This is a genomic window from Actinomyces succiniciruminis, assembly GCF_900002405.1.
Classification (GTDB): Bacteria; Actinomycetota; Actinomycetes; order Actinomycetales; family Actinomycetaceae; genus Actinomyces; species Actinomyces succiniciruminis.
This window is the reverse complement of the sequence record NZ_LK995486.1, coordinates 20993-44647: the sequence shown is the minus strand read 5'-3', so window position 1 is coordinate 44647 and position 23655 is coordinate 20993. Positions and strand designations below refer to the sequence as shown.

Here is a 23655-nt window from a genome sequence, read left to right as displayed (position 1 = left end):
CCCCCTATGGGACGGCCCCGCCTCGTTGGTGGAGCGTGTCAGCGACCGCGCGCTAACGCACCGGAGTCAGGCGCCCGGCCGACCGGCCTGCCCGACCGGACCACTGCGCCGAGCCACTGTGCGGGCGCGGCGGTGACGGGCGGTCACTCCGGGTCCGGGCTCACTGCGCCGGCTCGGCCGCGGCGGAGGCGATCTCCTCGGCCTCGCGCACGGCGTCCTCGGCCTCCTCACGGGGCATGCCCCGGAAGGTGAACTCACCCAGGATGCCCTCGCCCTCGGCGTCGACCAGGACCTTCTGGCCCCGCTCAATCTCCCCGAAGAGGATCTTCTCGCTCAGGGCGTCCTCGATGTCGCGCTGGATGGCGCGGCGCAGCGGGCGGGCGCCGAGCACCGGGTCGAAGCCGCGCTCGGCAAGCAGCTCCTTGGCGGCGTCGGTCAGCTCGATGCTCATCTCCTGCTCGGCCAGGCGCTGAGACAGGCGACCGATCATCAGGTCGACGATCTGACGCACCTCCGCCTTGGTCAGCTGCGGGAAGACGATCAGGTCGTCCACGCGGTTGAGGAACTCGGGCCGGAACTGCTGCTTGAGCTCGCGGTTGACGTGCGCCTTCATCTCCTCGTAGTCCATGGTGCCGCCCTCGGTGGACTGGAAGCCCGTTGCCACGGACTTGCCGATGTCCTTGGAGCCGAGGTTGGTGGTCATGATGATGACGGTGTTCTTGAAGTCGACCACGCGGCCCTGGGCGTCGGTGAGGTGACCGTCCTCCAGGATCTGCAGCAGCGAGTTGAAGATGTCCGGGTGGGCCTTCTCCACCTCGTCGAACAGCACCACGCTGAAGGGACGCCGACGCACCTTCTCGGTGAGCTGACCGCCCTCGTCGTAGCCGACGTAGCCGGGGGGCGCTCCGAACAGCCGGGAAACCGTGTGCTTCTCGGCGAACTCGGACATGTCGAGCTGGATCAGGGCGTCCTCGTCGTCGAAGAGGAACTCCGCCAGGGCCTTGGCCAACTCGGTCTTACCCACGCCGGTGGGGCCGGCGAAGATGAACGAGCCACCGGGGCGCTTGGGGTCCTTCAGGCCGGCGCGGGTGCGGCGGATCGACTTCGACAGGGCCTCGATGGCCTTGTCCTGGCCGACGATGCGCTTGTGCAGCTCGGTCTCCATGCCCAGCAGCTTGGCGGACTCGGTCTCGGTGAGCTTGACCACCGGGATGCCGGTGGACATGGCCAGCACCTCGGCCACCAGGTTCTCATCCACCTCGGCCACCTGGTCGAGGTCGCCGGACTTCCAGGCCTTCTCCTTGGCGACGCGCTCCTCGCCGAGGCGGCGCTCGTCGTCGCGCAGGGAGGCGGCGCGCTCGAAGTCCTGATCGTCGATGGCCGACTCCTTCTCCTGCTTGACGGCGGCGATCTTCTCGTCGATCTCGCGCAGCTCCGGCGGAGCGGTCATGCGGCGGATGCGCAGGCGCGCGCCCGCCTCGTCGATCAGGTCGATGGCCTTGTCCGGCAGGAAGCGGTCATTGATGTAGCGGTCGGCCAGCTTGGCGGCCGCCTCGATGGCCTCGTCGGTGATCACCACGTGGTGGAAGGCCTCGTAGCGGTCGCGCAGCCCGCCGAGGATCTCAATGGTCTCGTCGATGGAGGGCTGCTCGACGGTGACCGGCTGGAAACGACGCTCCAGGGCGGCGTCCTTCTCGATCTTGCGGTACTCGTCCAGGGTGGTGGCGCCGATGGTCTGCAGCTCGCCGCGGGCCAGCATCGGCTTGAGGATGCTGGCGGCGTCGACGGCGCCCTCGGCGGCGCCCGCCCCGACGAGGGTGTGGATCTCGTCGATGAACAGGATGATGTCGCCGCGGGTGCGCACCTCCTTGAGCACCTTCTTCAGGCGCTCCTCGAAGTCACCGCGGTAGCGGGAGCCCGCCACGAGCGAGCCCATGTCCAGGGAGTACAACTGCTTGTCCCGCAGGGTCTCGGGCACGTCCCCGTGGACGATCGCCTGGCTGAGGCCCTCGACGACGGCGGTCTTGCCGACGCCGGGCTCGCCGATCAGTACGGGGTTGTTCTTGGTGCGCCGGGAGAGGATCTGCATGACGCGCTCCATCTCCTTGTGGCGGCCGATGACCGGGTCCAGCTTGCCCTCGCGCGCGGCCGCGGTGAGGTTGCGGCCGAACTGGTCCAGGATGGCGGAGCCCGACGGCGTGCCCTCCTTGTTGGAGCCGCCGGCGGTGACGGTCTCCTTGCCCTCGTAGCCGGAGAGCATCTGCATGACGGTCTGGCGGACGGTGGACAGGTCGGCGCCGAGCTTGGTCAGCACCTGGGCGGCCACGCCCTCGCCCTCGCGCAGCAGGCCGAGCAGGATGTGCTCGGTGCCGATGTAGTTGTGGCCCAGCTGCAGCGCCTCACGCAGGGACAGTTCCAGCACCTTCTTGGCGCGGGGCGTGAAGGGGATGTGTCCGGAGGGGGCCGACTGGCCCTCGCCGATGATCTCCACGACCTGGGCGCGCACGGCGTCCAGGGAGATGTCCATCGACTCCAGCGCCTTGGCGGCGACACCTTCGCCTTCGTGGATCAGGCCCAGAAGGAGGTGCTCGGTGCCGATGTAGTTGTGGTTGAGCGCGCGGGCCTCGTCCTGGGCCAGGACGACGACGCGGCGGGCGCGGTCGGTAAAGCGTTCGAACATCGCTGATTGCTCCTCGGCACGTGCGGTTGGTGATCGCGTTGCCCGGGTTCGGGCACTGCCCGGATTGGGGGAACGCGGGGCACGCGCTGATAAGGCTAACGGCGCGAGGCCGGCGCCGATGCCCCTGTTCGCAGTGGGCGTGAGCAGGGTTGAGTCGGTCCGACTCAGGAATAAAGGAGGGCTGGCGCGCGCAGGCTCTCAGCGCAGGGGCCGGCCACCCCGAGATCCTCTCCCCTCCGAGCACACAGTGAGCTGACCATCGCGTCGGTACGACGGTCACGGTCGTCGAGGACGGCGGCGTCATCCACGTCGTCGGCATTTCCGTCGGCGGCAGTCAAGCGGTCTTCATGAAGATCAACACGTTTGGCGAGGACGCCTTCCTCGAGACCCTCATCAACGCCTGTGCCGCGTGGGAGTCCACGCACGGCGTCCTACCCCAGCGCTGACGCCAGGCTGCCGTGCAAGGACCGAGCAGGAAGAGCGCGGGACGTGGCTGCTGGCCTCCCCGTGCCTGGAAGTCGGGTCATCTACTACGCCACTTCGGGGTTAACAACGCCAGTTAACGGTCTGCTGAAGAGCTCCGAGGCACACAGCAGAACGTTAAGTAGCGTTGTTAACGCCCAACCCGCGTAGCAGACACCCCACCCACCACACACCCGACCAGCCCGACCGGCCTCGTGTGCGTCAACGCCTGGCAGCTCTGGCGGGAGAGCCGAACACCGCGCTTCAGGCATCCAGCGCCGTCTGGAAGGCCCGCAGCAGCCGGTCGGAGAAGAGCACGAAGCGCACCAGTTCAAGCCCGCGCGCCTGCTCCGCAGCGGCGTCGACGACGTCGGTCCCGCATACTTCCACGCCACTGGTCGTGTCGGTCCGGGCCGCGAGCGCACGCGCCTCAGTCACGGCGGCGCGGGCGACGGCGTCGGCATCCCAGCCGTATACGCCAGCGGAGATCGCTGGCATGGCCACGCTGCGGCAGCCGAGTTCCTGGGCCAGTTCCAGGCTGGAGCGGAAGGCGGCGCGCAGCAGGGCGGGATCGGTCTGGCCCGCGTGCCGGTTGGGTCCGACGGTGTGGATGACCCAGCGGGCGGGCAGGTCGAAGCCGGGGGTGGCCACGGCCTCCCCCACCGGCAGCCCATCGGGCAGGCTCGTGGCGCGCAGCTCGCGGCAGGCCTGGAGCAGACGCGGTCCGGCAGCGCGGTGAATGGCGCCGTCCACGCCCCCGCCTCCGAGCAGCCCGGAGTTGGCCGCGTTGACGATGGCGTCCACCTCCTGGGTGGTGATGTCTCCGCGTACCGCTTCTATCCGCATCATGCCCCCATTGTGGCAGCCGCATCGACCGTCGGGCGCGCATCCCGCAGGCGACGCAGGCGCTACTTGGCCAGCTGGCTGGCGACCTCGAAGCCGTCCCAGATCGCGTACATGATGTTGGCGCACCGGCGGGCGTCACCCACCACGTGGTAGGGGATGCCGGCGGCCTTCACCTCGGCCTCCAGTTCGTGGCGCGGGGTGTAGCCGATCGCGGTGACCACCGTCTGCGCCGGGACCAGGCGCTGTTCGCCGTCGACGCTGACCAGCAGGCCGGCGTCGGTCACGCGCTCGGCGCGGGCGTCGGTGAGCACCTCGACCCCGCGGTAGGGGACCAGGTCGTGGAGCATGGCGTGGTTGGCCATGCACAGCGGGGCGTTCTTCTCCAGCACGTCCGACAGCGCCTCCACGATCGTGACCTCGACGCCGCGCTCGCGCAGCGAGATCGCCAGTTCGCAGCCGGTCAGGCCGCCACCGATTATGGCGACCTGCTTGCCGAGGGCGTCCTGGTCGAGCAGGGCGTCGGTGGCCTCAACCACGGGCACGCCCTCACCGAGGTCCAGCAGCCGCGGGTTGGAGCCGGTCGCGATGAGCACGTGGTCGGCCCCGGAGGCGCGGATGACGGCGGCATCCACGGGCGAGTTCAGGTGCACCTCGACCCCGAGGTCCTCCAGCTGGCGCTCGTACCAGGCGATGAGGGCGAGGTCGTCCTCCTTGAACGACGGCTGCCCGCCGGCGATGACCACACCGCCGAGGCGGTCGGAGGCCTCGTACAGCACCGGGGCATGGCCGCGTTCGGCCAGTACCCGGGCCGCCTCCATGCCGGCTACGCCGCCGCCCACGATCAGCACGCGCATGCGGGTGCGGTCGTTGGCCTGCGGCAGCGGGCGCTCGGTCTCCCGGGCCGCCAGCGGGTTGACGGCGCAGCGCAGCGACGAGTAGTGCTCGATGCGGCCGATGCAGCCCTCCTGGCAGGAGATGCAGGGGCGCACCAGGTCGCGTCGGCCCCGCTGCAGCTTGTTGACGATCTCCGGGTCCGCGAGCGTCGGGCGGGCCAGGGAGATCAGGGCGGCGGTGCCGTCGGCGGTGGCCGCGGCCGCGAGGTCCGGATCATCCATGCGACCGGCGACGATCAGCGGGATGTCGGGGCAGGCCTCGTGCAACTGACGCGCATAGGGGACGTACAGGCCCTTGGCCTGGTACATCGGCGGGTGGCTCCAGTACCAGGAGTCGTAGGAGCCGACGTCGACGTCGAGCGCCTCATACCCGTAGGACACGAGCAGGCGGGCCGCCTCGATACCCTCGTCGATGTCCCGGCCCACCTCGGCAAAGCGCTCCCCCGGCATGGCGCCCACACCGAAGGCCTTGATCATGGACTTCGGGGAGAAGCGCAGCTGCACGGGGAAGTCGTCGCCGGCGCCGGCGTGAATAGCCTCGACCACCTCGCGCGCGAAGCGCAACCGGTTCTCCAGGGAGCCGCCGTATTCGTCGGTGCGGTGGTTGAAGAAGGAGATGGCGAATTGGTCGAGCAGATAGCCCTCGTGGACGGCGTGAACCTGAATGCCGTCGAATCCCGCCTCGCGCGCCACCGCTCCGGTAATACGGAATTGCTCGACGACGCCCTGAATCTCTTCCACCGTCATCTCACGGCAGGTGATGGAGGGGTCCCAGCGGTAGGGAATCGCCGACGGAGCGACCGGCGTGCGGCCACCGAGGATCGCCTTGGTGATCACGCGGCCGAAGCCGGCCCCGGCTTGGAGAACGATCTTGGCGTCGTAGCCGTGTACGCGTTCGGTCAGGTCGCGGCTGGTGGTCATGAACAGGCCGGGGGACTGCGTCGGGTTGGGGATCAGGCCCGGCGGGACGCCGTCGGCGGGGTTGGTCACCTGGCACACGCCGGTGATGATCAACCCGATGCCGCCGCGCGCTCGCGTCGTATAGAACTCAATGGCCCGCTGGTTCCAACCGCCCTCGGCGGTGGAGAATCCGAGCGGCCCCATCGGCCCCATGGCGTAATGGTTCTTGACCTCGATGCTGCCCACACGGGTGGGTTCGAATAACTCCGCGTGCGGTAATTCGGTTTGTAGGATTGTGGACATACCGGTTCCTCCTTGAACTCGGCGCATCCGAAATGCGGCGTGACAACAATCGTAACACCCGCTATTAGGCGGGAACCAGGGATAAGAAGCAGGAGCACCGTCACCGCTTACGTCGATCCTGCGACCGCCTGTTTAATAATTCCCATGAGCCCGCCGGAACACTCATAATAGGCAAGGCTTTACTTGACCGGCAGTGAGCTTAGATGCATTTGATGGCATTCAGGGTATTGGCGCCCGGGAGTGCCACGCCTTCAGCGCGACGGTTGCCAGCACGCCGGCGCTCTCGCGCCAGAATCCGCATAGCTCTCGCCGCGCCCCCAACGGGCCCGTTTCGCGGCCACTCCCGTCGGCTCCCGCCGCGAGCCGCGCCGTGAAGGTGCCATCCGAACGGATTGTCACCGCGGCCTCACCGAAACGCAGGGGGCGGTGAGCCAGAGGGAACCAGGCCTTGTAGACGGACTCCTTAATGCTGAACAGCAGCCGGTCCCCGGCCACGTCCGGGAACGCCTCGACCAGCTCGCAGACGTTCTCGCGCTCCGCCGGCGAGGCGATCCGTGCCAGTACCCCGCCCGCGAGCGACCGGTTCGGCTCGGCGTCAATACCGAGCGCAGCCACCTGGCTGGTGCGGGCCACCGCCGCCGCTCGATAGCCGCGGCAATGGGTCAGGGAGCCGACGACGCCGTCGGGCCAGGCGGGCTCCCCCATCGGCCCCGGCACCATCGCCGGACGTTCCAGCGCCAGCCCGGCCAGCGCCCGCCCGGCCAGGTGGCGGACGGTGGTGAACTCGGCGCGGCGGCGGGGCGAGGCTCCCGCGATATGGGCGCGCTCCGCAGGCAGCAGCGAGGCGTCGACGTCGCCGAATGCCTCGGCGACGATCACCGACGGCGGGGCCAGCCCCGCCAGCAGGGGCGCCTGCGTCATTCGCGCCGCCGCGGGCATCAGGCCTCGACGAGGATGGTGACCGGGCCATCCAGTTCGGCGTCGATGTCCATGTGGGCGCCGAAGCTGCCGGTAGCCACCTCCAGGCCGCGTCGGCGCAGGTCGGCGACGACCGCCTCCACCAGCGGTTCGGCCACCTCGCCCGGAGCCGCACCGTTCCAGGAGGGGCGCCGCCCCTTGCGCACGTCGGCGTACAGCGTGAACTGGGAGACGACCAGCACCGGCGCCCCCAGGTCGCTGACCGAGACCTCCCGACCCGGCGCGCCGCCGTCGTCGCCAGGGCCGTCAAAGAGCCGCAACTCGGCGATCTTGCGGGCCACCGTGGCGACCTGTGCGGGGCCGTCGTCGTGAGTGACGCCCACCAGGGCGAGCAGCCCGGCGCGGTCAATGGCGCCGACGACCTCGCCATCCACGCGCACCGCCGCCCGGTTTACGCGCTGCAGGACGGCGCGCATCAGCGGCCGGGTGTCCAGTCGCGCGGACCGCGGCCACCCTGGCCGCCTTCACGCCCGGGGAAGCGGATCGAGGAGCGCACGCGCACCGGCGAGTAGTACTGCAGGGCGGGGCGGACGTCGGCCAGGTAGACGGCGTTCGCGACCACGCCGAGCAGGCCCAGCATCGAGGTTGGCCCCATCAGCAGAACGACGGCAACTCCGGCGGCATTAACGCCGAGCCAGAAGCCCTTGGTGCGTTTGCCGGCCGCGATGAAATGCGACGGGTCGTGGGTGAGGGTGTCGATGAATGCCCAGACGCCCAGGCCCACGGCGGTGAGCTGCGCGAGTCGCCAGATCAAGCCGACAGCCAGCGACAGGTAGTAGGCGACGAGTCCCAGAATGTGCACGTTTCCACTGTAGTCGCCGCCCTGCCGCGCCGCGAGGACCATCCCCATGGGCGAAAAGCGCGAACACCGCATATACATGATATGGTTCAGATCACATCCGCGGGTGATCCGGTTCCCTCGCACCGCCCACCCGTATCGCAGCCCTTCCCGACGTACACCGCATCACCGCCGATCCGGGAGCTCCCATGACAGCCCTGGCCGAAACGAACGAGAAGAATAAGTCCAAACCCTCCGTGTCCGCCGCATCCCATGCCCCCGCCAAGATTCTGTATCCAGGCGCCGCCACGCTGTTGGTCGCCGTCATCGGCTGCTTCACCGCCTGGGGCATCGCCGCAGACCTGACCACCCCCATGGTCTCCGGCTTCAAGCGCATCTTCGACATGTCCTCCTTCCAGGCGTCGCTGGTGCAGATGGCCTACTACGGCGCCTACTTCCTGCTGGCCATCCCCGCCGCTCTGATCAACTCCCGGTGGGGCTACAAAGCAGGCATGGTCTCCGGTCTGGCGCTGGCCTCCTTGGGCGCTTTCGGCTTCTGGCCCGCCTCCCAGGTGATGACCTATGGCGCCTTCCTGGCCGCCCTGTTCGCCATCGCCGCCGGCTGTTCACTGCTGGAGACCTCCGCCAGCCCCTATGTCATCTCTCTCGGTCCGGAGGAGACCTCCACCCGGCGGCTGAATCTCGCCCAGGCCTTCAACCCGCTGGGCACCAACATCGGCGTGCTGATCGCCTCCACGCTCATCCTCCCCAAGCTCGACACTCCGGTGAACCTGGCCGACGTCAGCCCGGAGACCGAGCGTGCTATTCGCGCCGAGCAGCTGCGCGCCGTGACGGGCCCCTATATCGGGCTCGGTGTGCTGCTGGCCGTCATCCTGGTCATCATCTTCATTCAGAAGGCACCGCCCACCGCCCCGACGGACGACGGCGCCCGCCCGGCGAGCCCGCTGACCACCCTGTGGCGCTCAAAACGGTACCGCTACGGGGTGATCGCCCAGTTCTTCGACGTCGCCGCCCAGGTGTGCTGCTGGACCTACATAATCCAGTACACCCAGCAGGCGCTTAACGGCTCCCTGCAGTTGGGCTCGCAGATGCTGCAGATCAGCCTTATCGTCTTCTTGATCGCCCGGTTCCTGATGACCGCCGTCATTGCCCGCATCCGCGCCACCAAGGTCATGGCGGTCCTCGGCGCGGTGGCTGTGGGCCTATGCATCTACGCCTCGCTGCGCCCCGACATCACCGGCGTGATCGCCATCATCTCCGCGTCATTCTGCCTGTCGCTGATGTTCCCCACGATCTACGGCGTGGCCTTGTCCGGACTCGGAGACGCCACCAAGTTCGGGGCCGCCGGCCTGGTCATGGCGATCGTCGGCGGAGCCATCATGCCCATGGTTCAGGGCCGGGTAATGGACGCCACCAGCGCGGCCACCTCATTCATCGTTCCGGCGGTCTGCTTCGCCATGGTGACCGCCTACGCGATCTACGACCTGCGTGCCCCTGCACAAACAGTCACCGCTGCCGCGACACCGGAAACGGCCTCCGACGCGGCCCCGGCCGGAACAGCTTCTAAGAGGAAGGCCCAGTCATGACTTCCCTGAGAAAACGCGCCGCCGCCCTGATCGCGGCGGCCGGCACCGCCCTCGCCCTAGCCGCCTGCGGTGGTCCCGCCGCCCCGTCCGGCTCCATCGAGGTGCTGTCCTGGTGGACCTCCGCCTCGGAGTCCGTCGCCCTGGACACGCTCGTCGACGCCTACAAGGAGGGCAACCCCGACGTGTCCGTAGACCAACTGGCCGTCGCCGGTGGCGCCGGCTCCCAGGCCCACGTGACCCTGGCCTCCCGCATCGCCCGCGGCGACGCCCCCGACGTGTGGCAGTCATTGACCGCCGGGAACGTCACGGCATGGCGGGACGCCGGCGTCGTCGGAGACGTGTCCTCCCTGTTCACCGATGAGGTCACCGCCCAGCTCCCCGAGGAGATCCTCGACTCGGTCACGGTGGGCTCCAGTCAGTACGCGGCGCCGCTGTCCGTGCACCGAGCGAACATCCTCATGTTCAACCGCGACGTGCTGCAGGATGCCGGCATCGATGAGCCGGGCACGGGCTACTCCCTGGACAACCTGCTCGCCGACCTGGACAGCCTGGAGGAACAGGGGACCACACCGCTGTGCATCGGCGGCGCCGACTCCATCACCACTGCCGGGCTGTTCGAGTCCGTACTGCTGGCCACCGTGGGCGAAGAGGGCTGGGCCCAGATCGAGGCCGATCGTTTCGACTGGTCCGGCCCGCAGGTGACCGAGGCCCTGAGGACCTTCGGGCAGCTCATGGACTACACCGACCCCGCCGACTCCGACCGCACCTGGGACGAGGCAGCCGGCCGGCTGGCGGACGGTCAGTGCGGCTTCTACCAGATGAACGACGGCGCCCTGACCGAGTCCGAGGCGCTGGCCGGCTCCACCACCGGGCAGTCCCCGGTTTCCTCCGTGACCTTCCCCGGAACCGAGGGAACCTTCCTGATCGTGGTGGACGCATTCGTCCGCTCCTCGACGTCGACGGACGGCGAGAATGCCGACGCCTTCCTGGCTACGGTCCTGGACCCGCAGGTGCAGACCGCCGTGTGTGAGGTCAAGGGCTGTGTGCCGGTGCGAAATGACGCCGACGTCACCACGCTCACCCCCTACCAGCAGCAGGCAGCCGCGGACCTGCGCAGTCAGACGGTGCTCAATGCGATCTCCTACGGCGAGGTGATTTCTCCGGCGATGCAGGACGGCTTCTTCAAGGCCGTTAAGAACTATCTGAGCACAGGAGACGCCTCCGCCTCGACCTTCGCCCGCATCCTCACCGAGCGAATCAACGAGGGCGCCGCCGGCCCGAACCTCTGAGCGGCAGCCGGGCGTGGGTCAACTCCGAACGGATCCGGCCCACACCCCGCGTCTCCATACCACCGACTCCGGCCGCTGCACGGTTTAGCAGGGTGCCCACCGTCTCACGGTGGCAGACAGCCCACAATGTTTGAAATGCCGTCAGCCGATCTGGTCCAGGAAGGTCAGCACCGAGTGCGGCTCTTCGATGCGCTCCTCCAGGCGGGCGTTGAACGGGCCGCCATAGGGCATGCCCAGGTGGGTCTGGAAGGCGTCTTCGTCGACGTAGGCCTCCATGACGAAGAACTTCGCGGGGTCATCGCTGTGGCGGTAAACGTCGAAGACGCGGTTGCCGGGCTCGGTACGGACTTTTTCGCCGAAGTCGCAGATCATCTGAGCAACCTCGTCCTCGAATCCGGGTTTGGCAGTGAACTGCGAGTGCAGAATCTTCATGGCTCCTCCTCAGGGCGTATGGGATGCGTCGCGCCGATTCTATGATGCGCATCACGTTCACGGTAGGGCCAGTGGGTTCGTACCCACATCGCCCAGGGAACAGCGCACGCGGCGCTTCGGAGCCTGCACCGGGCAGCCTACAGCCGACGGCACCGTAGGCTCGTCACGCAGTGAAGGCTCGGCACATGCCATAGTTGCTGCCATGCCATCAACGCGAGCTGCCGGTAATACCCCTGTTCTGGCCGCCTCCGGGTTGCGGCGCGTCTTCGGCAAGGAGCGATTCGTCGCCGTCGACGATCTCTCGCTGAGCGTCACGCCCGGTCAGGTGCACGCCCTGCTGGGTCCCAATGGGGCGGGTAAGACCACAACCGTGCGCATGTGCGCCACGCTGCTGACTCCAACCGCGGGCCAGATCCAGGTGGACGGCATTGACGCCGTCCACCGGCCCGAGGCGGCACGCGCCCGCCTGGGACTGGTGCTAGGCGGGGAGCTCGGCTTCTATCCGCGCGCCACCGCCCGGGACAACCTGCTGTTCTTTGCCGACCTGCAGGGGCTGGCCGTGCACCAACGCAGACAAGCCGTGGATGCAGCGCTGGAGCGCATGGGCCTGGCCGACGTGGCCACCCGCAAGGCCGGGGCATTCTCACGCGGCATGTTGCAGCGCCTGCACCTGGCGCGCGCCCTGCTCGGTTCTCCCCCGCTGCTCCTACTGGATGAACCGACCACCGGCCTGGATCCCGACGTGGCTCTCCAGGTGCGCGACCTGATCCGGGAACTGGCCGCAGACGGCACGGGGGTGCTGTTGACCTCCCACTCCATGCCGGAGGTGGAGGAACTCGCCGACATGATCAGCGTGATCGGGGCGGGACGGATCGTCACCCGCGGCGATGTGAGCGACGTCGCCGCCTACGCCGGCATCGGCATGACCAGCGTCTTCTCCCTGCCTGCCCGTCATGCGGACACCGACACCCGGCTGCAGAAGCGTTTGGGGGATGGTGCCATCGTCGTACAGCGCCCCGCGTCCAGCCAATGGGCAGTAACCGTCTACTGGTCTGCGAACGAGTCGCGCGCGGATCGGGAGGCCCGCGACGCCGTCCTGACCACCGCCCTGGCCGAGATCGGGGCGGAGGCACCCGTGGATCTGGTCACCCGCCCGGCGTCGCTGGAGGAGGCCTACCTGGCCCTGGCGGACAGGCTCGCCCGTTGATCCGGCAACTGCGCATGACGGCGTTTCACATCCGCCAGTTTGTGTCCGTCCCCTACTTCATCCAGCTCATGGTCTTCACCACGATCGTAACTACGCTGGTGCAGTTCCTCGCCGCCCGCGCCTGGGGCGGGATCACACCCACCCAGGGATGGGTGCGCGGCGGCGTGATCGGCATGTGGACCACCACCACCTGCGCTGCCGGCATCATCGGATTCGAACGGTTCAAGGGCACCCTGGCACACCTGGTGATCGCACCAATCGGCGCCTTGCGCTCGTTGGCGGCCGTCGTCTGCGCCGCGGCATCCTTCGGGCTGGCGGCGCTACCGGTGGCATGGTGTACGTGGGCGGTGGCGTCCGGGTCGGTGGACTTCACCGTCCCCGGTTGGATGGGGACAGGCCGCATGGTCGTGGCTGCAGTCCTGTTGCTGGCGGGCTGCCTGGCGCTGAGCTTCGTGATCGCGGCGCTGTTTGTGATCACCCCCAACGCGATTGCCTATGAGGAGCTACTGCTGGTGCCGGTGTTCATCGCTTCCGGCATCCTGTTCACCTCCACCGCGCCGCCGCCCTGGCTAGCCGGGATCAGCCGGTTCCTGCCCCTGTCCGTACCCTTCGACTTGCTGCTGGGGCGTGCTATAAGCGCCGTGGACGTGGCCGGCTGGCTGGTGTGCGTGGCCGCCTGGTTGAGCCTCGCCGCCTTTCTGGGGCGACGGGCGCTACGAATGGCCACGCGCGCCGGCACCCTGGAGGTGATCTGATGGAGCTGTTCATCAGGCGCCTGGCCTCGGGGGTGCGCGTGACGTGGGCTTCGTCAACGGCCTTCGCCACCGTGGGCACGGCCGTGGTGACGCTGCTGGTGCTGCCGCTGCTGAACATCACCTACGACGTCCTGCTGGGCGCGGATCTGTCCGCACCCGACCTGGTGCGCACCGGCTACGCCGCCGCGCTGGTGGCCCTGGCGAGTTCCGTATGCGCCGGGGTTGTAGGCACCGTCGCCGCCGACCGCAATCTGGGCGTCTTCCAGGAGGTGCACACGCGTCGTCGTCTGGACCTGGCGTACTGGTTGGCGGTCGCGGCCGTGCCCGCGCTGTTGGCCCTGCTCACCGGCGCGGCCGCCATCGGCGCGGTGTTCGCCCTCTCTGCCGCCCAAGATGTAGCCATGCTGGGGCGGATCATTGCCCTGACGCCTGTCGCCGTCGTCTGCGGACTACTGCTGGGGGTCGGCGCGGCAGGCATCGGCGTCGACCTGCCCGACCCCTACCTGGGTGCGACCATCGTCTCCACCTTCCTGCCGCTGCTGACCGGCGTGATTGTGCCGCTGTCACTGTGTCCGGCATGGCTGCGTGTGCTCGGTACCCTCGCGCCCATGAGCGGCACGGTGAGCACCCTCGATGCGGGGGCCGACGGCATCGGGGCGCTGCTGGCCCGCGACCTGCTGGTGGCACTCGCCTGGGCGGGCGTAGGCCTGGCGACCACCCGACACGCCGTCACCCGGCTGCGCGCCGGAGTGCGTCGGGATGTCATCTGAGTCGGCACACCGATGGTCGTCGTCGGCGGCCCTTGTCCTCAGCCCCGGGTACGACGCCGCATGCCATGGAACATGCCGTGCGTCATGAGCCGCGCGACCGGACGTATAGTCCGCAGCATTCGGCGGGCGGCCGGCGTTTGGGGCACGTACCGCTCACGCACCGTGAGACGGCAGGCATGCAGCCCCGTCGAGGTGAGGACGAACGCCCACGTGAAGTCGAATTCCATCTCATCACCCGCGGGGGCGCTTCCGCCCTCGCTGGACAGGATGAGGCAGCGCTCCGGCTCCAGGCGGGCAACGACGAGCGAGATGTTCTCAGCCAAGTGCACCGAGTCACTCTCTGTCAGGTTCTGCCACGCCGGGTTGATCACGTCAGCGCTGGAGATGCCCACACCGACAAGCTGACACAGCGCATCGAAGGTGTAGAAGCCGCCACGCCCGTAGCCCATCTGGACCAGCCAGGGCCATACGTCGGCCACGGGCGCCTGCAGCACCGTCTCGTGCGTCTCAACGATCTCGGCGTCGGGCAGGAGCTCGTCCCCGGGCAGGGGCTCGGCAGCATCGCCGCGCGGGCGCAGGCGCCCATTCACATAGGCGACACCAGCGGCCCCGAGGGCGATGGGCACGATCCAGCGGCTGCGCTCGCTCATGAACTCACCCTCCCACGGGGGCAACATTCCCACAAGGACAACAACGCCAAATCATGGCGGGCGCCGCGCGCTCACACTCCGCGGGCGCGCTCGTCTGGCCGGTGCGAACCCAGCGACCCTTCGCACCCTGGTACGAGCTTTTGCCCTCTGGTGTGCGCCGATTTGCCGCACGCCAGAGGGCAAAAGCTCGCAGTAGACGAGACGCCACGCGCCTCGCAAGCCGCTCCAAACGGTTCCGCCGGCTCGGGCGATCCTAAGTTCTCGGACGCCCGATTCTCAGTTGGTGGCCTGGGCTATCGCGGTAGCAAACTCGCCGGATCCCGACGAACTGACGGGCTCATTATCGTCAATGGCGATGGATGCGGTGATGTCCGTTCCGTCCTTGGCCTGAGCGAGCACATTGGCGTTTGAGGCGTCAAAGACGACGGCGCCGTCAATCTCAACCGTCTTGCTGAACGGGAGGGCCTCATCGCTCAGCTGCTCCTGGCTGATGTTGCCGTTGGCGTCCAGACTGGTCAGCGTGATGTCCGCGGTGGTCGCCGTATCGCTGGTGACTTCAAATACGATCGTATGCTTACCCGCGTCGTTTCCAGCAGCAACATCGGACTCCTCGGCGGTCTCCTCGGAGGTAGCCGAGGTTTCCGTCTCACTCGTCGATCCTCCACCAGCAGCGCTGGAGGAGTCCGCGGAGTCTGAGGAGCCGCATGCGGAAAGCGTAAAGGCGGCGACGGCGCCCACGGTTCCCAGTGCGAAAACCCGGCGTGGCATGGCAGTCATGGCAGCGATTCTCCTATGAATCAGGATTGCTAGGACGAGCCGAAATATGCCACCCCCCCCGCTTGTCAAATGCGCTGAGCGCGCAGTCGCAGGTTGAGCATCGGCACGCGTCGCGTGTCATCCGACCCGACGCACGCTTAACAAACCAACCACCGACCACAAACCCCGCGATTCTGCGGTTTCACACGGCAGTTGCAGAACGTCAGGAGAGCTCCTGCGTGCGGCGAGGCCTCCGGCGCACATGGGAGCATTTCAAGCGGATCCTGACGACCCCAGCCACTTCCTGCAATTCCGCATCATCTCAACGGAAATCCCTGATTGGCAGAATTCCTGCCACCAGCGTAAGCGTGCGGCAGCTATCACGCGTTCCGCCTGGGAGGACGACGAGCACGACCCACTCGCACGACTTTCATTGCATCGACCGACCGCGGTGACAAGGACGAGGCGGTCAGCGCAGCAAGCCCCGGCCGGCGCCCTGGCGCCGGTTGACTTCCTGACCACGCGCCTCGCGGCGGCCCAAGCCGGCGCCGGGGCGCTCGGCGGGAGTGGCCTGCGCCCGGCCCTCGGGGGACACCAGAGGCTCCTGGGCGGCGTCCACGCGGGCGACCGCCTCGGGTTCTTCACGGCTGCCGGTCGCCGACTCGGTCTCCTCTTCCTCGGCCTCAGCAACAATGTCCACGGTCAGCGGCGCATCCGCGGGCACGCCCCGGCGCAGCAGCGCCAGCGCCATGGGACCGTAGTCGACGTGCCGGGCCACGGAGGTCACGGTGCCGACCACCCGCTCCCCCAGGCGCACATTCGCGCCCGGCACCGGCAGCTGCCCGGTGAAGCCGTCGAGTTGCAGGATCGTCAGCCGACGCGGCGGTCGGCCCAGGTTGAGGGTGCGCGCGATGGTCTCCTGCCCCGGGTAGCAGCCCTTGTTCAGATGTACGGCGGTGCGCAGCCAGTCCAGCTCGTGCGGGATCGTGCGCGCATCCACCTCCCGGCCCCATCGTGGCCTCCCGGCCTCCACGCGCAGCGCCTCCCAGGCCAGTGAGCCGGCCAGGCTCCGCCCGGGGACGCCCGGCATGGAGTTGCGGCGCTCGGCACCGCCGACGTCAGCAGCCGCATTCCCGCCGGCAAGAAACGCATTCGCGACGGTGCCGGCCGCGTCGGCCTGCACCAGCACCCAGGTGGCCCGGTAACCCGCGCCGGGATGCTCCCGATTCAGCCCGACGTCGTAGCTGGTGCCGCCCTCGACCACGCCCGGCCAGGGATCGCGCCAGGTGGCCAGGTACGCGCCCGCTGCCCGCGAAGCCTCCTCCAGGGCGCCGCCGCCCTCACCCAGCGCCGCCAGTACGGCCGCATCCTCGCGCACGGCGACCTCCACGCGCAGCATGAAGCGCATGGACTGCAGGAACTCGGCCAGCTCCCGCCCACGGCCCGCCTCCGTGACCAGCCACAGGGCGGTGCCGTCGTCGACGCAGGCCAGGGCATGGGTGATGTGCCCCTGGGCGTCCAGCAGCAGCGTCTCCGCGCCGCCGTCGCCGGGAGTCAGGCGAGTCAGCTCCTGGCTGGACAGCGTGTTCAACCAGCTGAGCCGGTCGGGACCGGTCACAGCGACGACGTCGCGGGCCAGAGCGGTGGCGGCACGCCCGTCGAGCAGCGCGTTCTGCTCGCGCAGAGGGTCGCCGTAGCGGGCGGGCACGGCGGCGTCCAGATCGCCGACGGGGTTGGCGACGGCGTCGGGCCGGTCCAGGAGGGGGCTGCGGCGCATCAGGCGGGAGCGTCCGTCGCAGTGTCGGCAGCGCGGGCGGCCTCGTCGGCGGCGATGGCTTCGCGCAGGGCCGCGCCGGGGTCGGTCTCCCCCGCCTCCTCCACTCGACCCAGGCGGCCGGATGCGTAAGACTTCGGCTCCTCCTCACCGAAGGCGGCCATGTCCTGCGTCCACATGAGCTCCCCGCCCACAAGCCCGAACATGCGGCTCATCTGGGTGACCGTGGCAGCGGTCCGGGTACGCCCCACCGCCTGGGTGCCGACCTGGGCGCGCGGCCCCTGGATCCAGCCCTCCCAGACGCCGACGTGCCCGGCGGGGTCGGTGGAGACCAACTCAAGAGAGGTGATCGGAGTCTTTGAGGTGGTTCCGGAGGCGTCACCGTCGTCGGCGGGCGTTTCCTGGCCCACCGGACGCCAGAAGGTGGTCTCGGTGGACCAGATCTGCGCGGGGGTCAGGCGCGCGGCGCCCTCCAGACCGGGCATCTCGAAGTCGAGGTCCTGGCTGCGGGTGGCGTCCACGGTCCAGATGGTGCTGGTCTGGCGCAGGTAGGGGCCGCCGTCGTGGTCGAAGGTCATCTCCTGGTAGACGGCCTGCTCGGGGACCGTCTCCCCATAGGTGAGGATGCCGTAGCCGCGCCAGGTGCCCACCAGCCAGGCCAGGGGGTACAGCTCGGGGGCGAGATCGTCGGGAATCATGAACGCCATGGGTGCAGGGTACGGCCCGGGCTTGGCCGACGTCACGGCGCCGGCGTCAGCCCGCGACGAACGCGAAGGGCCGGCGTCAGCCCGCGATGAAACCGCCCATGAGGCGAGCGATGGCGTACACCGGGGCACCCAGCGACAGGATCGGCACGATCGCGCTGGCCACCGCGGCACGCCCGCCGGGAACCCAGCGGTGAGTCCACAGCACGCGGTTGGCCGCGGCCATGAGCACCCCGGCCACGAACCCGGTCACCAGGCACGCGGCCGCCGACTGCAGGGCCGGCTCCGGCCCGACGTGGCTGACCCCGAAGAAGCCGACCATGGCCAATGCCCCACCGGCGGCGCCCGCCACCAGGGCCGGGACGGTCATGGTGAGCACCTCCAGCACGGTGGCGCGCACGTTCAAAGTGGTCAGCAGGGCGCCGGTGAACAGTGCCAACGTGCACGGCACGATTACGGCGGGGTCGGCGATTCCGGTGCGCAGGGCGCACCAGCCGGCACCCGAGATCATCACCAGGTTGCCGGTGACGGTGGCGGACAGGTCCTCCACCAAATGCTTGCGGCCGTCGCGCCGGGCCATCTGCGCGATGAAGGCCGCCGGCACGCTGAGGGCCATGACCACCCCCGCCATGCCGAAGTCGTTGGTGATGGCCACCAGCACGGCGGCGGTCAGTCCGGTCAGGGTGATGACGCCGGTGGCGCCCTGATCGTGCCGCGTGCGCACCAGCGCGGGCCAGCCCTGGGCCGTCAGTGGCACCAGCAGGACGACGACGATCAACCGCACCCAGGCGGGCAGGGCCGCCGAGACGGCCAGGAGCACGGGCACGACGCTGGCCACCGCCAGTCGAGTCCAGGCCGGGTCCACCAGCCCCACCTCGATGGGGCGGTTGGCGCCGCGGCGCGTCCCGTAGCTGCCGGGGTCCACCGTGCCGGGCACATCCTGCGTGTTCACGGTCGCATCGTCCCACACCCGCGGGCCGTGCATGTACTCACGCGGGCCCGGTCATGTAATCCGCTCGCAAATACAAATGTGGTTCACTGAGCTTCGGGCCCAGTTGGGACCGGAAGGAGACGGCCGTGCGCGTCATCATGTTCACCCGTGAGCACGACGCCACCGCCGTCGTCCCCGCGATCTCATTCCTCGACTGCCAGGTCGACTGCCTGGAGCCGGTGCCCGCCTCCTACGCCTCGGCGGCCGAGGCCGACGTCGTCATGATCGACGCCCGCGGGGACCTGATGCGTGCCCGCGCCCTATGCCAGCTGTTGTCGGGCCCCATGGATTGCCCGCCGATCATCCTGGTGCTTGAGGAGGGCGGCGCCGCCGTCGTCCAGCCCGACTGGGGGGCCGCCGACTTCGTCATGGCCGGGGCCACGCCCGCGGAGTTGGGCGCGCGACTGCGGCTGGTGCGCGTGCACATCACCGAGGCGGCACCGATCGCCGAGGACCGCATTGAGGCCGGCGACCTGGTTATCGACACCACCGCCTACACCGCTCGCATCCGCGGCACACTGCTGGACCTGACCTACAAGGAGTTCGAGCTGCTCAAGGCGCTGGCCCTCAACCAGGGGCGGGTGCTGACCCGCCAGGCGCTGCTGGACGAGGTGTGGGGTGAGGATTACATCGGCGGCTCGCGCACGGTCGACGTCCACGTCCGCCGCCTGCGTGCGAAGCTCGGCACCGAGTACGACCACCTGATCGGCACGGTCCGCAACGTCGGGTACCGCCTCGACGCCTCCGAGGAGGAGTAAGGACGACGCCGCGGCAGGAGCATGCCGCGGCGTCGTCGGGTAGAACGGACGCGTTGAGCGACCGCGGGTGGGATGCGCGCGGCCGTCAGGCTCCGGCCGCCTCCGTGGCGGGCTCGGCGACGGCGTCCGCGGCCGCGGGCCCGCCGTCGGCGCTGTTCCGGCCGGCCTGCGTAAGCTGGTCGCGGCCGAGTCGGGCGGCGCGCTTGGCCGCGGCCTCGGCGCGCAGGCGCTCCTTCTCGCCGCGGTCGCGCACGCCGAAGGCGCCGAGCACGTTCGCCGCCAACGCCACGACCACGATCGTCGCGCCGAAGGCGACACCGGAGGCCTCTCCGGTAAGCCCCACCATCGGGCTGGCGATGCCGCCGAAGACGAACTGGATGAAGCCCAGCAGCGCCGAGCCGGTGCCGGCCCAGCGTCCGGTGCGGCCCAGGGCGACGGCCGGCAGGTTCCCCATGCAGGTGCCCAGAGCCATGACGTGGATGATGAACAGGGCGACGGTGGCGACCGTAAGCGCCGTGGAGGACACGGGACCGGTCAGGCGCGTCAGGCAGACGGCGGCGAAGACGACGTCGACGACGAGGATGGCGATCAGCCCCAGGCGGATCTGCCGCTCCGGCGAGATCCGCTTGGCGAGCGAGCCGCAGGCCGCCACGGTCAGGGTCACCGTCAGGCCGCACACGGCGAACACGGCGGTGTAGGCGGCCGTGCTCATGCCGAGGACGCCCTGCAGCATGAATGGGGCGGCGGACAGGTAGGAGGTCAGCAGCGCGTAGACCAGCGCATTGATGAGGATCAGGCGGACGAACACATGGTCCTTGGACAGCGCACGCGTGCCGTCCACGAGCACGCCGAAGCCGCCCTCGTGGCGCTGCTCAGCGGGAAGCGTCTCGGGCACCCAGGCGGCCACCAGCAGCACGAGGATGCCCTGGAAGGCGGCCACCACGCCGAGAATGCCGCGCCAGCCGACCGGGCCGACCAGGGCGCCGCCCAAAATCGGGGCGATGACGGGCGCAACGCCCTGGATCGACATCACCAGGGAAAGGGCCTGGGCGGCGGTGATGCCGCGGGAGCGGTCGGAGATGACGGCACGGCCCAGCACCATGCCGGCGGCGCCGCCGAGTCCCTGCAGGAAGCGGGCGATCAGCAGGAAGGCGGCGCTGGGCGCGAGCGCGGTGCCGACGCCGGCGACGAAGGCCAGCACGCTGCCCCATAGCAGCAGCGGGCGGCGGCCGAAGCGGTCGGAGAGCACGCCGATGCTCAGCTGGCCCAGTGCTACGCCAACCAGGAATGCCGTCAGCGTCAGCTGAGTGGTGGAGGCGGAGACGCCCAGGTCGGCGGCCATTTGGTTGAAGGCCGGCAGGTAGGCGTCCATGGCGAGCGGGGCAATGGCCGCGAGCGCCGCCAGTGCCACCAGCAGGGTGGGGGCGAAGGAGGAGCGCAGGCCGGCGTCACGCGGGTCTGCGGACGCGGCGGCGCGGCCCTCGGCCGTTTGGGCGTCGGCGGATGCGGATTCTGGAGTGACCCCCTTCCCCTGCTGGGCAGAGGCGGGTCCGGTCGAAGGGGAGGTGGTCATGGACCGAGATTATGAAACCGGGTGGCGTGAAGTCATGTATGCGGGGCGCGTGAGATCTTGCACCCGATTCGTCTGCGGGACTCACTGTGAGCGCGCCGCGGATCATCCCGCCTCCAGTGGCCGCCACAGCCGGATGCGTCTCAAAGCCGGGTAGCCGGGCGCTCAGACCCGGCCCCCGGATCCACAGGCGACCCATAGCGCAGACCCGGCGCCGGCATATGACCGCCCGCAAGGGTTTAGGCCATGTTCAGCGATTCAACTCCTGAGCCCGGCAGTGCCGGGGACGAGTCCCGGGCAACAGACAGCCGCCTCGGCGCGACACCGGCCGAACAGTCCTCCGCGCCCCGAGCACAGCAGTCCCGGACGCCGTCGGCCACCCGCCCGGACCCGCCCCGCCGTCACTCCCGGCGCCGCGTCCTCCTGGGCGGCGGCGCCCTCCTCGGGACCGGCCTGATCGGAACGGCCGCCTGGGCGCTGAACCGGTTCGTCGTCGACCACGTGGAGGTCGACGACGTCGCCGCCTACGAGGCCATCAACTCCTCGGTCTCCTCCACCGCACGGGCCACCGACGTCAGCATCACGGACACCGGCTACACCTCCTCGCTGACCTCGATCGGCATTGAGCGGGTCTCCACCGGTTCCGGGGACGACACGGTCACCTACTACGTCGCCGACATCCAGGCCAGCGAGGCCACCGCCGTGCGCAGCGCCTTCGCCAACAACGCCTACGGCACCAACATCACCGCCCTGCCCAGCGCCATGGCCACCGAGCACGACGCGATCCTCGCCGTCAACGGCGACTACTACGGGTTCCGCTCCGACGGCATCCTCATCCGCAACGGCGTCATCTACCGCGACGACGGCGTGCGCGACGGCATCGCCTTCTACACCGACGGCCGTGTCGAGGTCTACGACGAGACCAGCACCGACGCCCAGACACTGTTGGACGCCGGCGTGTGGAACACCCTGTCCTTCGGGCCGGCGCTGGTGCAGGGCGGCTCGGTGCTGGACGGGATCGACGCAGTAGAGGTGGACACCAACGTCGGCAACCACTCGATCCAGGGCACCCAGCCGCGCACGGCGCTGGGCGCGATCGCGGACGGGCACTACGTGTTCGTCGTCGTCGACGGGCGCGACAAGGGCTACTCCCGCGGGGTGACCATGACCGAACTCGCCCAGATCATGGCGGACCTGGGCTGCGATTGCGCCTACAACCTCGACGGCGGCGGCTCCTCGACGCTCTGGTTCAACGGCGAGGTGATCAACCAGCCCTCCAACGGCGGTGAGCGCGAGACCTCCGACATCCTCTACATCGCACAGGGGGCCTGAGATGAGTACGCCTGCGCGCCCCACCACCGGTTCCTTCCCGCGACGTCGCCTGCGGCCCGACGCCGTGGCCCGACCGCACACCGCCTACGCACCGGGACGCCCGGCGGCGTCGGCCCGAGAGAATGAGGCCGAACGCAGCGGCGGGCCTGCGCCCGTCCCGGGGATGCGACCGGCGTCGGGACGTCCCTCCCGCGTGGGCCTGGTCGTGCTCATACCCGCCTATCAGCCCGACGACAGGCTGGCGCAACTGGTGAGCGACCTGGTGCGGGAGCTGCCCGGATGCCGGGTGCTCGTCGTCGACGACGGCTCCGGGCCGGAGTATGCGCCGGCGTTTCGGGCGGCGAGCGCACGCGGGGCGGACGTCGTCGGGTATGGCCGTAACCGGGGGAAGGGGGCGGCGCTGTGCACCGGGCTGGCGCAGGTGGCCGAGCTGTGGCCGGAGGCGGACGTGGTGTGCGCGGATGCCGACGGGCAGCACCGGCCCGCGGACATCGCCGCGGTGGCCCGGCGCGTGCACACCACCGGGCATATGACGCTCGGGGTGCGGCGCCTGACCGGGCCGGTGCCGGCGCGCAGCCGGATCGGCAATGGCGTGACCGCACTGTTGTTCCGTCTGGCGACCGGCTGGCGACTGGGCGACACCCAGACCGGCCTGCGCGGCTACCCTGCCGGGCAGACCGCCTGGCTGGCGGATGTGCCCGGCGACCGCTATGAGTGGGAACTCAGCGCCCTGCTGCGCGCTCACGAACTCGGCCTGGAGGTCGAGGAGGTGGAGATCGCCACGGTGTACGAGCCGGGCAACGCCTCCACTCACTTCCGGCCGCTGCGGGACTCGGCGCGGATCTACGCGCCGCTGCTGGGATTCGTCGGGGCGAGCCTGGCGAGCTTCGGCATCGACTGGGTCGCGGTGTTGGCGCTGCACCTGTTGACCGGCAACCTGCTGGCGAGTGTGGTGGGGGCGCGGCTGCTCAGCGGGACGGCCAACTTCTTCATGAACCGGCGCGTGTTCCGGGCGGCGCCCGGCACCGTCGGCAGAACGGCCGTGCGCTACGTGGCGCTCGCGCTAGCGCTGCTCGCCGCCAGCTATGTGCTGTTGCGGGTGCTGACCGGGATCGGGGTGCCGCTCGGCTTGGCCAAGCCGCTCGGCGACGGCGTGCTGTACGCCGTCAGCTACCTGGCGCAACGGCGGGCGGTGTTCCGGGAGCGGCGCTGAGGACGGA

Annotated in this window: 21 protein-coding genes and 1 pseudogene; 9 read left to right on the top strand and 13 right to left on the bottom strand. The window is 69.5% G+C overall.

Features of this window, described 5'->3' with window-relative positions; all coding sequences use genetic code 11:
• Positions 1–160: 160 nt before the first annotated feature.
• Positions 161–2680, bottom strand: a complete 2520-nt coding sequence (locus BN1056_RS05360; protein WP_073330248.1) for an ATP-dependent Clp protease ATP-binding subunit — start codon at positions 2678–2680, stop codon at positions 161–163.
• A gap of 269 nt (positions 2681–2949) precedes the next feature.
• On the opposite strand from BN1056_RS05360, the pseudogene BN1056_RS14630 reads away from it, so the two are divergent.
• Positions 2950–3126, top strand: a pseudogene (locus tag BN1056_RS14630) (DUF6054 family protein); the annotation flags it as partial.
• A 280-nt stretch (positions 3127–3406) separates the two neighbouring features.
• Here the strand turns inward: BN1056_RS14630 and BN1056_RS05355 are convergent.
• The 5 genes from BN1056_RS05355 to BN1056_RS05335 form a co-directional block, all read right to left on the bottom strand.
• Complete coding sequence (locus BN1056_RS05355; protein ID WP_210579644.1) at positions 3407–3988, bottom strand: O-acetyl-ADP-ribose deacetylase; 582 nt, start codon at positions 3986–3988, stop codon at positions 3407–3409.
• Between the two features lie 62 nt (positions 3989–4050).
• Positions 4051–6084 (bottom strand): oxidoreductase, encoded by a 2034-nt coding sequence (locus BN1056_RS05350; RefSeq protein ID WP_210579615.1) that lies wholly within the window; start codon positions 6082–6084, stop codon positions 4051–4053.
• A 219-nt stretch (positions 6085–6303) separates the two neighbouring features.
• Entirely contained in the window at positions 6304–7005 is a 702-nt protein-coding gene (locus BN1056_RS05345; protein WP_210579614.1) for a 4'-phosphopantetheinyl transferase family protein, read from the bottom strand.
• Positions 7006–7022: 17 nt separating this feature from the next.
• Positions 7023–7478 carry a D-aminoacyl-tRNA deacylase gene (gene dtd / locus BN1056_RS05340; protein WP_210579613.1) on the bottom strand — a complete coding sequence of 152 codons (456 nt, stop codon included), beginning with the start codon at positions 7476–7478 and terminating at the stop codon, positions 7023–7025.
• The gene (locus BN1056_RS05335) at positions 7478–7864 is read right to left on the bottom strand and encodes a DUF2516 family protein (RefSeq protein WP_244671525.1); all 387 of its coding nucleotides are present in this window, start codon (positions 7862–7864) and stop codon (positions 7478–7480) included. Before BN1056_RS05335 ends, dtd begins: the two co-directional genes overlap by 1 nt.
• A gap of 185 nt (positions 7865–8049) precedes the next feature.
• Here BN1056_RS05335 and fucP point away from each other — a divergent pair, with 185 nt between their 5' ends.
• Complete coding sequence (gene fucP / locus BN1056_RS05330; protein ID WP_210579612.1) at positions 8050–9447, top strand: L-fucose:H+ symporter permease; 1398 nt, start codon at positions 8050–8052, stop codon at positions 9445–9447.
• Entirely contained in the window at positions 9444–10736 is a 1293-nt protein-coding gene (locus tag BN1056_RS05325) for an ABC transporter substrate-binding protein (RefSeq protein ID WP_210579610.1), read from the top strand. Before fucP ends, BN1056_RS05325 begins: the two co-directional genes overlap by 4 nt.
• 141 nt (positions 10737–10877) lie before the next feature.
• On the opposite strand, the gene BN1056_RS05320 is transcribed toward BN1056_RS05325, so the two are convergent.
• The gene (locus BN1056_RS05320; RefSeq protein ID WP_073330270.1) at positions 10878–11168 is read right to left on the bottom strand and encodes a putative quinol monooxygenase; all 291 of its coding nucleotides are present in this window, start codon (positions 11166–11168) and stop codon (positions 10878–10880) included.
• Between the two features lie 202 nt (positions 11169–11370).
• Between BN1056_RS05320 and BN1056_RS05315 the strand changes: the two genes are divergently transcribed.
• The 3 genes from BN1056_RS05315 to BN1056_RS05305 are packed head-to-tail and all read left to right on the top strand — an operon-like array spanning position 11371 to position 13900.
• On the top strand, positions 11371–12375 hold the full coding sequence (locus BN1056_RS05315) for an ABC transporter ATP-binding protein (RefSeq protein WP_210579607.1): 1005 nt from the start codon (positions 11371–11373) through the stop codon (positions 12373–12375).
• Complete coding sequence (locus BN1056_RS05310; protein ID WP_244671524.1) at positions 12372–13130, top strand: ABC transporter permease; 759 nt, start codon at positions 12372–12374, stop codon at positions 13128–13130. The genes BN1056_RS05315 and BN1056_RS05310 overlap by 4 nt, the downstream gene beginning before the upstream one ends.
• The gene (locus tag BN1056_RS05305) at positions 13130–13900 is read left to right on the top strand and encodes an ABC transporter (protein ID WP_210579605.1); all 771 of its coding nucleotides are present in this window, start codon (positions 13130–13132) and stop codon (positions 13898–13900) included. The genes BN1056_RS05310 and BN1056_RS05305 overlap by 1 nt, the downstream gene beginning before the upstream one ends.
• Positions 13901–13938: 38 nt before the next feature.
• Here BN1056_RS05305 and BN1056_RS05300 read toward each other — a convergent pair whose 3' ends face one another.
• The 5 genes from BN1056_RS05300 to BN1056_RS05280 form a co-directional block, all read right to left on the bottom strand.
• Complete coding sequence (locus BN1056_RS05300) at positions 13939–14550, bottom strand: hypothetical protein (RefSeq protein WP_210579604.1); 612 nt, start codon at positions 14548–14550, stop codon at positions 13939–13941.
• Between the two features lie 276 nt (positions 14551–14826).
• Complete coding sequence (locus BN1056_RS05295) at positions 14827–15327, bottom strand: hypothetical protein (protein ID WP_210579602.1); 501 nt, start codon at positions 15325–15327, stop codon at positions 14827–14829.
• 448 nt (positions 15328–15775) lie between these two features.
• Entirely contained in the window at positions 15776–17083 is a 1308-nt protein-coding gene (ygfZ, locus tag BN1056_RS05290; RefSeq protein WP_210579601.1) for a CAF17-like 4Fe-4S cluster assembly/insertion protein YgfZ, read from the bottom strand.
• Positions 17083–17787, bottom strand: coding sequence for a heme-binding beta-barrel domain-containing protein (locus tag BN1056_RS05285; RefSeq protein WP_210579599.1), 705 nt, complete (start codon positions 17785–17787; stop codon positions 17083–17085). The genes ygfZ and BN1056_RS05285 overlap by 1 nt, the downstream gene beginning before the upstream one ends.
• Positions 17788–17863: 76 nt before the next feature.
• Positions 17864–18769, bottom strand: coding sequence for a tellurium resistance protein TerC (locus BN1056_RS05280; RefSeq protein WP_210579597.1), 906 nt, complete (start codon positions 18767–18769; stop codon positions 17864–17866).
• Between the two features lie 92 nt (positions 18770–18861).
• On the opposite strand from BN1056_RS05280, the gene BN1056_RS05275 reads away from it, so the two are divergent.
• The gene (locus BN1056_RS05275; protein WP_244671523.1) at positions 18862–19533 is read left to right on the top strand and encodes a winged helix-turn-helix transcriptional regulator; all 672 of its coding nucleotides are present in this window, start codon (positions 18862–18864) and stop codon (positions 19531–19533) included.
• An 85-nt stretch (positions 19534–19618) separates the two neighbouring features.
• On the opposite strand, the gene BN1056_RS05270 is transcribed toward BN1056_RS05275, so the two are convergent.
• Positions 19619–21106 (bottom strand): multidrug effflux MFS transporter, encoded by a 1488-nt coding sequence (locus BN1056_RS05270; RefSeq protein ID WP_210579595.1) that lies wholly within the window; start codon positions 21104–21106, stop codon positions 19619–19621.
• A 243-nt stretch (positions 21107–21349) separates the two neighbouring features.
• Here BN1056_RS05270 and BN1056_RS05265 point away from each other — a divergent pair, with 243 nt between their 5' ends.
• Positions 21350–22435, top strand: a complete 1086-nt coding sequence (locus BN1056_RS05265) for a phosphodiester glycosidase family protein (RefSeq protein WP_210579593.1) — start codon at positions 21350–21352, stop codon at positions 22433–22435.
• Between the two features lies 1 nt (position 22436).
• On the top strand, positions 22437–23648 hold the full coding sequence (locus BN1056_RS05260) for a glycosyltransferase (protein WP_244671522.1): 1212 nt from the start codon (positions 22437–22439) through the stop codon (positions 23646–23648).
• Positions 23649–23655 lie beyond the last annotated feature (7 nt).